At 41.8% G+C, this 15,273-nt stretch carries 11 protein-coding genes; 6 read left to right on the forward strand and 5 right to left on the reverse strand.

The genetic code is table 11. The features are described from left to right. Positions 1–57: 57 nt before the first annotated feature. From hrpA to AYW75_RS10390, 4 genes are read left to right on the forward strand one after another with little or no spacing between them, the layout of a single operon-like run. Positions 58–3,966: an ATP-dependent RNA helicase HrpA gene (gene hrpA, locus AYW75_RS10375; protein WP_197478943.1), complete on the forward strand. Its 3,909-nt coding sequence runs from the start codon at positions 58–60 to the stop codon at positions 3,964–3,966. Between the two features lie 20 nt (positions 3,967–3,986). Continuing rightward, on the forward strand, positions 3,987–4,814 hold the full coding sequence (locus AYW75_RS10380; protein ID WP_067099170.1) for an MlaA family lipoprotein: 828 nt from the start codon (positions 3,987–3,989) through the stop codon (positions 4,812–4,814). 38 nt (positions 4,815–4,852) lie between these two features. Next, positions 4,853–5,896: a polyamine ABC transporter substrate-binding protein gene (locus AYW75_RS10385; protein ID WP_067099172.1), complete on the forward strand. Its 1,044-nt coding sequence runs from the start codon at positions 4,853–4,855 to the stop codon at positions 5,894–5,896. After that, a complete protein-coding gene (locus tag AYW75_RS10390) occupies positions 5,883–8,198 on the forward strand; it encodes a putative bifunctional diguanylate cyclase/phosphodiesterase (RefSeq protein ID WP_082856481.1) in 2,316 nt (771 codons plus the stop codon). Before AYW75_RS10385 ends, AYW75_RS10390 begins: the two co-directional genes overlap by 14 nt. Before the next feature lie 37 nt (positions 8,199–8,235). Here AYW75_RS10390 and AYW75_RS10395 read toward each other — a convergent pair whose 3' ends face one another. The 3 genes from AYW75_RS10395 to dusA all read right to left on the reverse strand — a co-directional run bounded on the left by AYW75_RS10395 (position 8,236) and on the right by dusA (position 11,514). Continuing rightward, on the reverse strand, positions 8,236–9,342 hold the full coding sequence (locus tag AYW75_RS10395; protein WP_067099175.1) for a PQQ-dependent sugar dehydrogenase: 1,107 nt from the start codon (positions 9,340–9,342) through the stop codon (positions 8,236–8,238). A gap of 185 nt (positions 9,343–9,527) precedes the next feature. Next, the gene (tal, locus tag AYW75_RS10400) at positions 9,528–10,478 is read right to left on the reverse strand and encodes a transaldolase (protein WP_067099176.1); all 951 of its coding nucleotides are present in this window, start codon (positions 10,476–10,478) and stop codon (positions 9,528–9,530) included. Next, positions 10,468–11,514, reverse strand: a complete 1,047-nt coding sequence (gene dusA, locus AYW75_RS10405; protein WP_067099178.1) for a tRNA dihydrouridine(20/20a) synthase DusA — start codon at positions 11,512–11,514, stop codon at positions 10,468–10,470. Before dusA ends, tal begins: the two co-directional genes overlap by 11 nt. Before the next feature lie 432 nt (positions 11,515–11,946). Here dusA and AYW75_RS10410 point away from each other — a divergent pair, with 432 nt between their 5' ends. After that, positions 11,947–12,237 carry an STAS domain-containing protein gene (locus AYW75_RS10410; protein ID WP_067099179.1) on the forward strand — a complete coding sequence of 97 codons (291 nt, stop codon included), beginning with the start codon at positions 11,947–11,949 and terminating at the stop codon, positions 12,235–12,237. A gap of 501 nt (positions 12,238–12,738) precedes the next feature. Beyond that, the gene (locus AYW75_RS10415) at positions 12,739–13,602 is read left to right on the forward strand and encodes an isocitrate lyase/PEP mutase family protein (protein WP_067099181.1); all 864 of its coding nucleotides are present in this window, start codon (positions 12,739–12,741) and stop codon (positions 13,600–13,602) included. A 113-nt stretch (positions 13,603–13,715) separates the two neighbouring features. On the opposite strand, the gene trbK is transcribed toward AYW75_RS10415, so the two are convergent. Both trbK and AYW75_RS10425 read right to left on the reverse strand, forming a co-directional pair. Continuing rightward, on the reverse strand, positions 13,716–14,120 hold the full coding sequence (trbK, locus tag AYW75_RS10420) for an entry exclusion lipoprotein TrbK (protein ID WP_067099183.1): 405 nt from the start codon (positions 14,118–14,120) through the stop codon (positions 13,716–13,718). Between the two features lie 349 nt (positions 14,121–14,469). Beyond that, on the reverse strand, positions 14,470–15,204 hold the full coding sequence (locus tag AYW75_RS10425; RefSeq protein WP_067099185.1) for a dienelactone hydrolase family protein: 735 nt from the start codon (positions 15,202–15,204) through the stop codon (positions 14,470–14,472). Positions 15,205–15,273: the final 69 nt, after the last annotated feature.

The raw sequence follows: 15,273 nt of genomic DNA on the forward strand, positions 1-15,273 counted from the left end.
GTTACCATTCGTCAGTCGTCTGTATTGACGCCGTATTTGTAAGGTCCGTAGTACTTCATGCGAGATAACCAAGAAACCAATTTGCCAGGGCATCAGTCTGCTGAGCTTATGGCACGAGATCGTCACGCGATTACTCGAAAGCTAGAGACGCTTGAAAAACGTCGAAGGGAAGGTCTGCCTACTTCAAAGTTAGAAACCGAAGTGGCGCGATTAATTGAATCCTCGAAAACACTCTATCAGGCGCGTCAAGCACGCATGCCTAACATCACGTTTGATGAATCGTTGCCAGTTTCAGGGCGACGCGATGAAATCGTTAAAGCCATCCAAGAAAACCAAGTGGTGATCATTGCGGGTGAAACCGGGTCGGGTAAAACCACTCAGTTACCTAAAATGTGTTTGCAAGCGGGCCGCGGCATCGCCGGTCAAATCGGGCACACGCAACCACGCCGCATCGCTGCGCGCAGCGTTGCCGATCGTATCAGTGATGAATTGAATGTAAAACTGGGTGAGGCGGTGGGCTTCCAAGTCCGTTTTACTGATGAAAGCCAAGAAGAGACACTCATCAAGTTGATGACGGACGGTATCTTGCTGGCTGAAATACAGCAGGATAAATATCTGCAGAAATACGACACGATTATTATCGATGAGGCCCACGAACGCAGTCTTAATATCGACTTCTTGTTAGGCTATCTAAAGCGGGTATTGGATAACCGCCCTGATATGAAGGTGATCGTCACCTCAGCCACCATTGATGTTGAGCGATTCTCTCGTCACTTTAATAATGCCCCCATTATTGAAGTCTCTGGACGTACTTATCCCGTTGAAATTCGTTACCAGCCACTACTGAGCAAAGGTGATTCGGAAGAACTCGACGAAGATCAGTCGATGGAGCAGGGCGTATTAGATGCGGTGACGCTGTTGATCGCTGAAGAACGTGCTTCTGGTTACCGTGGAGCAGGCGATATACTGGTTTTCTTACCCGGTGAGCGTGAAATTCGCGAGACGGCTGAGTTATTGCGACAAGAGCAATTGCAAGGGGTGGAAGTTTTACCCTTGTATGCTCGATTAAGCAGCAGTGAGCAGCAACGCATTTTTAAATCCCACGGCGGGCGACGCATTGTGTTATCGACTAACGTGGCGGAGACTTCGCTAACGGTTCCTGGGATTCGTTATGTGATCGATCCAGGTTTGGCACGTATCAGTCGTTATAGTGTGCGTTCCAAGGTGCAGCAGTTACCGATCGAAAAAATCAGTCAGGCCAGTGCCAATCAGCGTGCGGGGCGATGTGGCCGTGTCGCGGATGGCATCTGTATACGTTTATATGACGAAGAAGATTACCAAAATCGCTCAGAGTTTACGGACCCTGAAATTTTTCGTACCAACTTAGCGTCCGTTATTTTGCAAATGGCCAATTTGCGTTTGGGCGCGGTAGAAAAGTTTCCATTTGTTGAAATGCCTGAAAAACGCATGATCAATGATGGTTACCGAGCGTTAACCGAATTAGGTGCACTGAAGAATGAGCGTCTGACCACCATAGGTCGTCAGCTTGCGAAACTGCCGATTGACCCTAAATTAGGGCGTATGTTGATTGCTGCGAACGATCATCATGTTTTAAAAGAAGTAGCGATCATTGTTAGTGCGTTATCAGTGCAGGACCCCCGTGAACGGCCGCAAGACAAAAAAACACAGTCTGATCAATGTCATGCCGTCGATAAAGACGAAAATTCAGATTTCATGGTATTGCTCAACCTTTGGCAGCGCTTTGAAGAGCAGCGCTTAGAGCTGTCCCAAAATCAGCTGCGTCAGTATTGTCGCAAGCAGTTTTTAAACTTCATGCGTCTACGCGAATGGCGCGATATTCACCGCCAGATCTTAATTGCTTGTAAGCAGCTGGGCTTCAAGGAAATTGAGCATGAAGAACGTCAATATGACGCTATTCATAAAGCGCTTTTGGCGGGGTTATTTACGCAGGTGGCCAATAAAATCGATGACTCTCGGGAAATGCTCGGTTGTCGATCACGTAAGTTAGCCATTTTCCCTGGCTCGATGCTGTTTAAACGTCCACCACAATGGATGATGGCCGCAGAGTTGGTGGAAACGTCTAAACTGTATGCGCGTATTGTGGCGAAGATTGATCCACAATGGGTAGAAGAATACGCCGCACCGTTTGTTAAGCGACAGTATTTTGACCCGCACTTTGAGCGTAATCAAGGTCGTGTTGTCGCCAATGAACAAGTGTCGCTTTATGGTCTGATCTTGATTGCGAAACGCCGTATCGACTACGGACATGTGAACCCAGAAGATGCGCGCGATGTCTTCATTCGCCAAGCGTTGGTAGAACACGGTTTAAAATCAAAAGCTAAATTCTTTCAATACAATCAAGAGCTCATTAGAACGGTTGAGACGCAAGAAGCAAAATTGCGGACCCGCGATATTCTGGTCGATGATGAAGCTGTGTATCATTTCTACAATACACGACTGCCAGAAGACGTACGAAATCAGAAAAGTGTTGAGTATTTTGCCAAGCAGAACCCCGATCTCTTATTGATGACGCGTGATGACTTAGTGAATCAGGACATTAACGTCGATGAATTTGCGTTCCCTGATAACTACTCATTGAATGGCGTTGCGCTGCCGATTGATTATGAGTTCGCGCCGGGCCAACAAAAAGATGGTGCCACATTAAAAGTGCCAGTAGGGTTGTTGCGCCAGCTGACCTTAGATGAGTTGGGCTGGGCGGTACCGGGTTATGTGAAAGAACGCTGTGAATCTCTTATTCGAGCATTGCCTAAAGCTTTACGACGTCGATTCGTGCCAATTCCTCAGTTTGTGGATCGTATTTACCCTAACTTATCCAAGGATAAAGGCGATTTGCTGGAGCAATTATCACTCCAAATTAAGCGCGAAACCTTGGTGGAAATACCGCTAACAGAGTGGAATGCAGAGCGTTTAGAAGGGCATTTGACACTGAGTATTGATGTTATCGATGAACGTGGCAAAGTGCTCGGCAGCGGCAAGGATTTATCGGAGTTGCAATCTCGCTTTGCCGAAATGGTTGAGAAAAGCTTTGCTAAATTTGGCACCAAAAAGCATGAGCAAGCAGAGTTAACCCAGTGGCCTGATCAAGACGTGCCTGAGCGTCAGGAGCTGAAACAAGCGGGAATTAAAGTTACCGCTTTTCCTGCGCTCGTCGCCAACGAGCATTCGGTCTCACTCAAAATGTACGATGACCCGAGCACCGCTGCAGAAGCTCATCGCAAAGGGGTGATCGCATTATTAAAAATAGCACTCCACAAGGACATGAAGTACCTTGAAAGAAATGTACCTAAATTGCGTGAATCCATGTTGTTATTTGCGCCGATTGGCAAGAAAGAAGTGCTACTCCATGATTTACTGGATGCCATCGTTGAAAAAGTGTTTTTGGAAGAGCAATCGTTACCAAGAACAAAAGATGAGTTTGAGCAGCGACTGACGTCACGTAAGAGTCAATTGATCTCTGTCGCTAATGAGATGGGTGTGCAACTGCATTCGGTTCTGTCAGCTTATCAGAAAGTTGCTAAACAAATGAAAGGCTCTATGCCCCTACCTTGGACGATAGTTTATGGTGATATTAAAAAACAGCTAGAAAACTTAGTCTATCCTGGGTTTATTGGCGCTACACCGCTGTTCTGGCTAGGTCAACTTCCACGTTATTTCAAAGGCGTGGAGGTGCGTTTAGAACGCTTTCAAAATCATTTGAACAAAGAAAACGCCGCAGTTAGTGAATTGGAAACGTTGTGGGCACAGTATGTACGTCAGAAAAAAGCGCATGATGATAAAGGCATTTATGACCCGAATCTGACGCGCTATCGCTGGTTATTGGAAGAGTATCGTATATCATTGTTTGCGCAAACAGTTGGCACTTTAGAACCAATTTCTGAAAAGCGCTTAGCAAAACAATGGCAAGAAGTGAAGAAGCTAGTTTAAGGCAAGGGAGTGAATAGAAAATGAAGAAAATTTTAGTTAGCTTAGGCTTCTTATTGGGATCTTTGTTCGCGGTAGCTGACACTGCACCTGAAGATCCATGGGAAGGCTTTAACCGCTCCATGTTTAGCTTTAATGAAACGGTAGATGCATATGGATTAAAGCCACTTGCTCAAGGCTACGATGCAATAACCCCCAATTTTATGCAAAAAGGGGTAAGCAACTTCTTCTCAAATCTAGGGGAAGTTCCTAATGTCTTTAATAATTTGCTGCAAGGTAAATGGGACGAAACAGCATCGTCAACATTCCGGTTTATTATTAATACAACCTTTGGAATATTTGGTCTTTTTGATGTGGCTACGGAAATGGGTTTGAAGCACTCGGAAGAAGACTTTGGTCAAACTCTTGGTTACTGGGGGGTAGATACAGGTCCTTACTTAGTCCTACCATTCTTTGGCCCTTCTACAGTTCGTGATGCCAGCGGCATGGTTGTGGACTATTCTTTATATGATGGTATGGATTTATACAATTTTACGGACGACCACAAATGGATTGCTCGTGGTGTTAATGTTGTTCAAATTCGTGCTAAATACTTGTCGGCTGAGCGTATGGTGTTTGGCGATCGGTATTCTTTTTTGCGGGATGTCTACATTCAAAACCGTGAAGGACAGATAAAAGGTAGTTCCAATTTGCGTCACAGTGACGGTTTGCAGACCAAAGAGAACCTTAGTTCTGATTCTTGGGTTGATGAAGGCAGTGATTCTTGGGCTGATGAAGGCAGTGATTCATGGGATGATGCAACTGACTCTTGGGAGGAACCTGAAACAGATTCATGGGGCGAAGAGTTATAATCCAAGCAGGCTTTCTAATGGTGTAGCAGGGGGTGAAAATGTTTCATAATTTTATGGTCTGTAGTGCCATAATATTTGGTGCCTCTTCAGTACCATCAGTACACGCTGAAAACGCTCCCCTTACATTTTTTACATGGGAAGACTTTGTAGATGAAACTGTTATTGAAGAATGGGAGGCTCAGACAGGTATACCCATTCATTTAGTTCTGTATGATGATGAGGGCGAACGTAACTTAGGGCTGTCTGGTCATAATGCTTCGAACATTGATGTGGTTGTAATTGATAATGCTACGATCAATATACTTTCACAAGCAGGGCACCTTTTTCCGGTAAGTCAGGAGCAAGATAGAGAAAAGTTTTGGCCTCAAGCATGTGGTAATTATGGGCGACATTATTTGTGGGGTACATATGGAATTGTGTACCGAAATGATAAAGTCGATGTCCCCATTACTAGTTGGATGCAACTCATGGACCCTGTGCCAGAACTTAGTGGCCATATAGGTATGTTAGGACAGGCAGATGAACTTCTCACTTCATCATTAGCTGCTTTAGGGTTTCCAATTGACACAGAGGATGAGTCTCATCTTAAAGAAGCGTTCAAACTTCTTAAGAAACAATCGCCACACGTAGCTACCTATGATTATATATATACATTCATTTCAACTTTTCCCGAAAATGAAGATATATGGTTAGCACCCGCTTACTCTGGCGATCAAGATGGACTTAATGAAAAACAAGGTGTTGATTATTGGCAATATGTAATACCTGATCAAGGTGCAGTTGTTTGGGTTGATTGCTTAGCTATTTCTATGAAGTCTAAGCGCAAGGAAGAAGCGCAAGCTTTTATTGACTATCTATCACGTAAGGAAATAAGTGCCAGAAATGCAGAGCGCTTTTGGACTGCATCGCCTTACAAAGATTCGATACCTTTTATTGATAAAGAAGTTCTAAATGATAAATCTATCTATTTAGACTCTGATGTTCTTTTAATGTCTACTCTGTATAAGGAATTGAAAGGAATGGATATTTTGAGAAGAACACGTATCAAGGACGCTTTAATTCGCTACTATGACTCTAACTAAGCGCTTATTTATCCTCGTTCTGCCGATTCTCCTTGTTGGAGTACTCGTTGCGACTGTAGGAGTTTATAGAATACAAACAGTTACATTGGCAGAAGTTGAGCAGAATAGACTCGACTTAAAACTGTTACAGGCAAAAATTGAGTTTGAGCGTGAAGTCAACATTAGTGCTAATATGCTATCGCTACTCCTAGAGGGTGAGACCCTTGCCGATTTTGCATATTACGTGGGTAGAGATGTCAATGAATACCTAGTTACTCAGCGTTTAGACTATCTCATTAATGAGGTTCTTGAGGATAAAGGGGCTCGTGTACTTTTAACTATTTTCAACAGTAAGGGCGAGTCACTCTACCACTACGAACGAAGCGATAACCCCTTTTCAGATTTACCTAGCTTTCTACCTGTATTTTCTAAAGCTCTAATCAGTAAAAATGAGATGAAGTCTGAAAAACTTATGTTTTTGGGAGGCGGAAAGCATGCCTATTTACTTGGGAAAAACATAAATTCTACAACCTTTAGGCATCCTCTTAGACCGACTATGGACGATTCGTTAGCTATAATAGCGACGGTCTATTTAACAAAATTTAATCAATTACTTGGTGGTATTAAAAGCCGCTATGGGGTTATACCTACAATAATTAATCGTAGTGCAAGTGTGAAACCTGGCACTTCAACTAATGTCCGATCAATTAGGTTATTACCAGATTTTTATTTGGAAGTAGAACTAACAGAGCAGTATTTAAGTCAATCACGCTCTTATTTAATTGGCTGGATGCTGGCTGCTTCAGTGATTCTTGGGATTATAATTACAGCCTTATTATTACTATTAATAAAGCGTTTTATCATCTATCCCATCGAATCGCTAGATCGACAGTTAACCTTGGTCATGGATGAAGATCAAAATAACATTCAAAAGCCTTTCGGTGAGGATGAAGTCAGTCGTTTAGGAATCAAATTTTATGATTTATATGATCAATTAAATGAGAACCTAAGAGAATCTCGAAATTTAGCTGTTACTGACTCGTTGACAAAACTGCCTAATCGAGCCCGTTTTCAGGAGTTCGCAAAACGTGCGTTAACAAGAGCTTGGAATCGTCATAGCTATGTTTCTTTAATATATATTGACCTAGATAACTTTAAATTTGTTAATGACCGACTTGGTCATGAAGCAGGTGATGAGTTATTACAATATACCGCTCAGACGTTTCAAACGTTATTACAAAGTGATGATCATAGAAATCAAAGTTCACTGGTGTCTCGTTTAGCAGGGGATGAATTTGCGATTGTTTTGGCTCACGAACATTTAGATGATCGGCTGTTATTAGCTTCCAGTTTGGTCAGCTTGTTTGATGGAGGGTTTAAGACAGAGCGTTACATTACGCCAGTTTCTGCAAGTGTTGGTATAGCGAGTTATCCTACTGACGGTGAGGATCTAAGAGAGTTAATTGCAAATGCCGATATGGCTATGTATCACGCTAAACGGACGGGTAAAAATCGCTTCTCAGCCTATTCGCATACGATTGCTCGCGCAGCACGTCGAGTTAAGTTGATTGAAGATGCGTTGAAGTTTGTTAACTGTGATGAAGAGTTCTCACTCGTATTTATGCCATTTGTAGATCAACATCATAAAATTAAAGGGCTAGAAGTCCTGCTGCGTTGGCATTCTCCAGATCTAGGGCAAATTACGCCGGATGAATTTGTCCCAATAGCCGAGCAAACGGGTAGCTATACCAAAATTGACAATTGGGTGTTTAGGAACGCTTTTAGTCGATTATCAAAGCTTCGAGAGTTGTTAGGTGAAGATATTGTTATCGCTATTAATATATCCGCAGGAGAGCTCGGGCAAGCTGCTTTTTCCGAGAGAATTATCAATCTTAAGGAAGAGTTTAATATCCCCGATCGTTCAGTTGAACTTGAAATAACAGAAACATTTGGTTACTTCGCAGTAGAACAAGTACTTTCGGTACTTAGAGAGCTACGTGATGCAGGATTTAATATATCGATCGACGATTTTGGCATCGGTTATACGCCATTGTTGCAGATGATTGACTACCCTGTCGATAAAGTAAAGTTTGATAAAGAGCTAGTCGATCGATTGACCAATGATGCCTATCATAAACTTATGGAGCCAACTGTAGAGCTTTGCCATATACAGAATATTAAAGTGACAGCTGAAGGTATTGAAACTATGAATAAATTTGATCTGTTAAAAGATGCAGGTTGTGACTATTTTCAAGGGTACTCTATTGCTCAACCTATGACACTTCCAGAATTGAATGAATGGTATAAACGCTATCAATCGTAGTTTAACCAGCATTAATAAAGAGGTGTCAGTCTCTTTATTAATGTGCTGGGGAAAGCTGTAGAATTTGGCCTGAGTCGGTACTGATTAACAAGCTCCCGTCACTGATTTCTATTACGTCACGTAAACGTTCATTTAGATCTTCGAGAAATCTTGTCTCATAAACTTGACCACTCTCAAGCTTAACGTTGTTTAGATGTCGAAGTGCTAAAGCGGTTGAAAGGAAATCACCATTCCATTCATCGAATAGATTACCTCGATATATTAGCAGTGAGCTTGGTGCAATTGATGGTATAAACACTTTCTTCGGCTCTTCCATACCTTCCTTGCTGGTTGATTCACCCACTTGGATTGGTGCCCAATATTCTTTTCCGTAAGACACGATAGGCCAGCCATAATTGGCACCAACACGGATCAAATTAATTTCGTCACCACCACGTGGTCCATGTTCATTGGACCATAAACGTTGGGTCTCTTGATCGAAGTAGAGTCCTTGAGGGTTTCGGTGACCAAAGCTCCAAATTTCAGGACGTATTTGACCATGACGGACATAGGGGTTGTCAGCTGGCGCGGTACCATCCATATTGACGCGAAGTATGCTGCCTGCATGATTAGATAGATCTTGTGCATTGGCTCGTTTGCCGCGGTCACCAACTGAGAAAAAGACATGTCCGTTATGATCAAAAGCAATTCGGCTGCCAAAATGCTGTCCTTTGGACGAGCTTGCGTCGGCAATGACAAGGTCTGTCCATTCTACGAGTGTATTGCCAGACAGCTTGGCACGTGCCAAAGCAGTGGTTGCTTCATCGGCTTTAGTTGGGTGAGCGTAGGTAAAATACACCCAACCAGTATCTTTAAAGTCAGGTGAGATAGCCACGTCTAGCAAACCACCTTGACCGAACCGCGCTATATCAGGTAGGCCTGAAAGTTCGACGGTATCTCCAGTCAAGAGATCTACTTTGAGTAATTGACCGTCTAAAATAGTCACTAGTACTGTGTCATTATTCAATTGCGCCATGCCCCAAGGTATGCCTTTGAGCTGACTGATTTTCTCTATCTGGAATTGAGGTTCTGCTTCCATTGCGTGGCCCAATATGCTTACAGACATCAGCAGGCTAATACTTATTTTCTTTACAAGTTGAAGCATAAAATCTACACCTAATTCGTTCTAGGACTTTCAGTATAGGTTTAAAAAGTAAAAGTGAAATGGCCGCTGTTCGGTATTCATATTCATTGCGGAAAGCTTGACCAGTGACTATAAAAGCAGCACGTAAACAAACAAAACGCGACATACAGTCGCGTTTTGGTGTGATCTTTTAAGAAAAAAGAAGTTTACAGTTTAGCTTCGATTAATGACTCTAATTTACGTTGATCGACTGCGAAGTTACGGATACCTTCCGCCAGTTTCTCTGTTGCCATTGCATCTTCGTTTAAAGCCCAACGGAAAGATTGCTCAGTAACCGGTTCACCTGCAGGGGAAACGTCAGAGGTAGGGATGAGTTTACGCTCTAGTTTACCTTCGTCTTTCTTAAGCTCTTCAAGCAGGTTAGGGCTTATTGTCAGACGGTCACAACCTGCAAGTTGTTCAATTTCACCGATGTTACGGAAACTTGCACCCATCACTATTGTCTTGTAACCGTGTTGTTTGAGGTAGTTATAAATTTCTGTAACCGATACAACACCTGGGTCTGTTTCTGCTGTGTACTCTTCGCCTGTCGATTTTTTGTACCAGTCGAGAATACGACCTACAAATGGAGAAATTAGGAATACGCCAGCTTCGGCACAAGCTTGAGCTTGAGCAAATGAGAACAGCAGCGTTAAGTTACAATTGATCCCTTCTTTCTCAAGTTCTTCAGCTGCTTTGATGCCTTCCCAAGTCGAAGCTGCTTTGATCAAAACGCGATCTTTCGGGATGCCAGCGTCTTCATACAGTTTGATCAAACGACGTGCTTTTTCGATGGTCGCCTCTTTATCGTAAGATAAGCGCGCATCCACTTCCGTTGAGATGCGACCTGGTACATACTTTAGAATTTCAGAGCCTACAATCACAGCTAGTTTGTCGTTAGCATCGATGATTTGCTGTGCCTTATCGCCACTTTGTTCTTTTGCCCAAGCAATTGCTTGGTCAATAAATGGGGCATACTCAGGAATTTGGGCAGCTTTAAGCATCAAAGAAGGGTTGGTTGTTGCATCTTCTGGAAGGTAATCTTTGATTGCAGTGATATCACCTGTGTCGGCAACAATCGTTGTGAACTCTTTTAATTGAGATAACTTAGTGCTCATTGCTCTTATCCTTTGCTTTCTCTTGCTGTTGTTTTACCAATTCGATAGCGTCAAGTAACACGTTAATTTTAGCGTCACTTTGATGACCGTTTTCTGAAAGGTAACGTCTAAATTGTTTACCACTAGGCATTCCTTGGAAAATACCTAGCAAATGGCGCGTCAAATGCATGAGACGCTCTCCATTTGCTAATTGTTGCTCTGCATACGGGAGGAAGCGCTCTAATGCTTCAAAACGAGTTTCAACCAATGGAGTACTGCCGTAAATTGTTGAATCCACTTGGCTTAGCACCCAAGGGTTGTTATAGGCTTCTCTACCCATCATCACGCCATCTACATGTTGTAAATGTGTTTGAGTCTCTTCTATTGTCTTTATGCCACCGTTGATCAAAATTTCAAGGTTAGGAAAATCTTTCTTCAATTGGTACACAAAATCGTATTTTAACGGCGGAATCTCACGGTTTTCCTTTGGACTCAAACCTTGCAAAATAGCGTTGCGCGCATGTACGACAAATGTTTCCACCCCTGCATTGGCCACTTTGCCAACGAAATCACGTACGATGGAGTAATCCTGTTGATTGTCTAATCCAATGCGGTGTTTCAGTGTTACGGGGATAGAGGTTGCATCCTGCATGGCCTTCATGGCATCAATGACTTTGTCAGGATGTGCCATTAATATGGCGCCAATAAGACTGTTTTGTACCCGATCACTTGGGCAACCAGCATTTAGGTTTACTTCATCATAGCCATACTCTTCCGCCATTTTTGCGCATTTAGCAAGCGCGGAAGCATCGGAGCCTCCAAGTTGAAGTGCAATAGGGTGCTCGCACCCATCATACTTTAGGAAGCGTTCAGGATTTTTGCCTTGTAGCAAAGCGCCTGTTGTTACCATCTCGGTATACAAGAGCGTATTTTTGGTAAGGCATCTTGCAAAGACTCGATAATCACTCGTCGTCCATTCCATCATGGGCGCGATGCTAAAGCGTCTATCGATTGTTTTATTTGTATTTTTAGGAGTAGTGCTGTTGTTTTCTTGCATTGTTATCGTATGAGTTATTTGTTTTGGCGTTGTAAAGGTAACGCTACCAGTTTATGCCACAAAAAACGCTAGCAAATTCTCGACATCGATCCATTTCAAGGCGTTGTGAAATTTTATTACTGAAACTTTGTCTAGTAGCCAAGTTTAAGTACTTATTATGTCATAAATTTACGTGTGAGGTGTACGTAATCCTTGAGCTGTTGTGAGACTTTCTTGCGAAAGTTTTTTCATAAAATCTCGTTAATAAATGTAATCTAATGCTCTAATAGCTGCGTATAAGTATATATATTTGGTTGATTTTTAGTCACATTTCAGCAATAAATTAAACTTCACTATAAGGTGGATGTTTTGTTAAAAAACGTTAATAAACTATTTTCAATTACCTTTTAGATCATTTTTAACGTTTCACACTGCAGTAAGGACAAGTAGATTATGGATACCAAGCGAATTACACTGCCAGAAAATTTCTCTTTTGAGCATCACAAATGGTTTAGTGATGAGTGCGATCAAGCTTTGAGGTATGCGCAAAAAATAGAATTGGTGTGCGATAAGGTTAAGTTTTTAGATTCTGCTGCTTTGGGTATGATTGCAAGGCTACAAAAACATCTTAACGAGAAGCACAGTAAGGACATTGTTGTCAGTGAGCCTACCGCTTATTGCGATGAAATACTGTCTTTAGCAAACATGTATGAGAACTACGTCGTACGAGACATGAATTATTGAGTAAAGCCACTTAAGCTTCTTAACGTAAGAGGTACTCCATTTTTGAGTATCTCTCTTCTCTAATTTACATGACTTTCATGCCATTGCATTTCATACTGAATTGATCAGCCTTCAATAGGCAACCTCTCAACTAAAATCACTGAGTTTTTCATAAACACTAGCCTGCACTTTAACAAATTTGATGTGAACAATGCGTCAGAAGAATTATTCTCACGTCCAATTCCTATTGAAGCGTTTGCTGCGATGTACCGGCCCCCAGTTCCTTTTAGTCGCTATTATTATTAGATGCTACTTGTCACTGATGTTTTCATTCTTGATCAACTAGTTAGCTTTATAAGTTTGGTAAATTACCAACATAACGGAAGAATAAGGCTTTTGAAAGTTTGGTTAAGCTCAAAATGATGACTGAAAACCGTCAATTTAGTTAGAATGCAACGGTTTTGTATGCTTGCCTAATTCCGACATTTCTGCCAGAAATTAGGCCATTCTAGGAGTTCAATCATGGCCACACCCTCGCAGCATGATCTGCGCAAAGACTTTCGTGCGTTACTTGAGAGCGACAATTGCTATTACACGGCTTCAACGTTTGATCCTATGTCTGCTCGTATTGCTGAAGATTTAGGGTTTGAAGTGGGGATATTGGGGGGATCAGTTGCATCCCTACAAGTATTGGCTGCCCCTGACTTTGCGTTAATTACGTTAAGTGAATTTGTTGAACAAGCTACTCGAATAGGGCGAGTGGCTCGTTTACCCATTATTGCCGACGCGGATCATGGCTATGGTAATGCGTTAAATGTTATGCGAACGATTACTGAATTAGAGCGCGCAGGCGTAGCAGCACTAACAATAGAAGATACTCTGCTTCCCGCTAAGTATGGACATAAATCGACTGATTTAATTCCTATTGAAGAAGCGGTTGGTAAAATTGAAGCCGCTTTAGAGGCGCGTATTGATCCGACAATGTCAATTATCGCTCGTACCAACGCTGCTCAATTATCGCTAGAAGAAACGATCGAACGAGCAAAGGCTTATGAAGTGGCTGGTGCCGATGGTATTTGTATGGTGGGTATAAAAGATTTTGCACATTTAGAAGCTATAAGTGAAAATTTAAAAATTCCACTTATGTTAGTTGCATATGGAAATCCTGAATTAAACGATCGTGAACGCTTAGCTAAAAATGGTGTTCGAATTGTTGTTAATGGTCATGCCGCGTATTTTGCTGCAATTAAAGCAACTTATGATTGTTTACGGGAGCAACGAGGTATTGCAGAAGGAACATTAAATGCCTCTGAGCTTGCTACACGTTATTCAACGCTCGATGAAAGCAGAGAGTGGGCACGAAGATTTATGGATGTTAAAGAATAAGTCAGTAAACTACAAAAAAGCCGAAAGATTATCAGACTTTCGGCTTTTTTATTATTTATTAATAATTTTCTTTGTGGGACGTACTTTTCTAAATATATTATTTTAGAAGATGTTTATTTTGTTGAATCGTCAATTTCATCAGCCACTTCATCTGCGCTATTTTCTACCGCGTCAACACTTTCGTCCCATGCATCACCCACAGCTTCTGCACCGTCTTCCATGGCATCAGTTGTGCTGTCGTAAGCATCTTCCATGGCATCAGCGCTATCATCATAAAGCTCTTCAGTTTTGTCTTTACCTTGTTCCAGCAGGCTAGACGCTTTCTCTTTGCCTTGTTCGATACGGAAATCAAAACATTGATCAGAAAAGTCTTCTCGTACTTTTGAATCTTCAATTTGTTGAATATTAGCTTTAGTACAGTTTTCTTGGTTTACAGTAGGTATTTTTTCACTGCAAGCAGTTGTGAATGCAGCAACTGCCATTAAGCCAATAATATATTTTGATTTAATAGTATTCATGATGCTTCCCTCTATTTGTTCGTCAAGTGAGTGTTTGTTAATCAGAATTTAATAGAGTTACATCCTATAACTGAATTAAATTTTTAAAAATTGAAAACCAAACATCTGAACTAGTGTTTGAATATTGGTAACTTTCAAGTGCTATATCCTGTAGCTGTTTTGTATTGTTATTTTTAATGTGGCCATTATCAATTCAAGTTTTTGTAAACATTTTTCTTTTGGTACTTCTTTCTTTTTTTATCAACACTAGGCTATTAATGTAAAGACGCATTTATGACAGGGCATAGCGGTTTATTATGGACACTAAAAAGCCCCTTTGAAGGGGCTCTTCAAAAAAACTCTTTACACTTTAAAGAGTCCGGCGAAATTGATCCACAGCCATTTTGTAGCAATACAAAGCTAATTCAGCATCATAACGGTCACCTTCATCACGCATAAACGCATGTTGAGCGTTTAGTTCGTGCCAAGAAAAATGTCGTTCAGTATCCATAAGTTGTTGATAAATTTTTTGTCGGCCTTCTGCAGATACATGTGGATCTTGTTTACCCCACACCATCGTTAACTCTCCTTTTATATCACCAGCAAGGTTGAAACTGTCATGTCCATCTTGGCATGGCAGAGAATTAGAGTGTATATCGGTAGCGTAGAGGCAATAAGTCGATAAAATTCGTTCGTTTAATGCGGCACGAAAGGCTAGGTGACCGCCAATGCACACACCCATTGCACCAAAGGTACCTGTACAATAACTCTGCTGTTCAAAGTAAGCGATCATTGCACTTGTGTCGCTATCGTGATGTTCAAGAGGTTTGGTAAATTTATCACTATTGCCTTTGTCCTTACCCGCATCATCATAGGCAAGTACAGTACCAATAGGATTAAGTTCGTGAAAAACTTCTGGAACGACTACAGCAAAGCCATGTCCCGCTAAAATACGCGCAGAGCGCTCAATGGGGGCTGTAATTTGGAAGATTTCAGAATAAAACAGGATACAAGGATAGATTCCTGAGGCTTGTGGTCGGTATACATGGCAGCGCATGGTGCCAGTTGGAGTATTTAAATCGATAATCTCAGTTTGGGTAATCATAGAATCTCAATGAGCAAGAGTAGAAGGGGTCAAGATAATAGAGGATACTCGTGTGCATGAGTAATCTAC

The organism is Marinomonas atlantica, assembly GCF_001639725.1.
GTDB classification, from domain to species: domain Bacteria; phylum Pseudomonadota; class Gammaproteobacteria; order Pseudomonadales; family Marinomonadaceae; genus Marinomonas; species Marinomonas atlantica.

What these genes read in the sequence shown, in the direction of transcription:
- AYW75_RS10395 (WP_067099175.1), bottom strand. Translation starts at nt 9,342, where the DNA reads ATGCTTCAACTTGTAAAGAAAATAAGTATTAGCCTGCTGATGTCTGTA.
- trbK (WP_067099183.1), bottom strand. Translation starts at nt 14,120, where the DNA reads ATGAATACTATTAAATCAAAATATATTATTGGCTTAATGGCAGTTGCT.
- AYW75_RS10425 (WP_067099185.1), bottom strand. Translation starts at nt 15,204, where the DNA reads ATGATTACCCAAACTGAGATTATCGATTTAAATACTCCAACTGGCACC.
- AYW75_RS10380 (WP_067099170.1), top strand. Translation starts at nt 3,987, where the DNA reads ATGAAGAAAATTTTAGTTAGCTTAGGCTTCTTATTGGGATCTTTGTTC.
- AYW75_RS10390 (WP_082856481.1), top strand. Translation starts at nt 5,883, where the DNA reads ATGACTCTAACTAAGCGCTTATTTATCCTCGTTCTGCCGATTCTCCTT.
- AYW75_RS10415 (WP_067099181.1), top strand. Translation starts at nt 12,739, where the DNA reads ATGGCCACACCCTCGCAGCATGATCTGCGCAAAGACTTTCGTGCGTTA.
- AYW75_RS10410 (WP_067099179.1), top strand. Translation starts at nt 11,947, where the DNA reads ATGGATACCAAGCGAATTACACTGCCAGAAAATTTCTCTTTTGAGCAT.
- dusA (WP_067099178.1), bottom strand. Translation starts at nt 11,514, where the DNA reads ATGCAAGAAAACAACAGCACTACTCCTAAAAATACAAATAAAACAATC.
- AYW75_RS10385 (WP_067099172.1), top strand. Translation starts at nt 4,853, where the DNA reads ATGTTTCATAATTTTATGGTCTGTAGTGCCATAATATTTGGTGCCTCT.
- hrpA (WP_197478943.1), top strand. Translation starts at nt 58, where the DNA reads ATGCGAGATAACCAAGAAACCAATTTGCCAGGGCATCAGTCTGCTGAG.
- tal (WP_067099176.1), bottom strand. Translation starts at nt 10,478, where the DNA reads ATGAGCACTAAGTTATCTCAATTAAAAGAGTTCACAACGATTGTTGCC.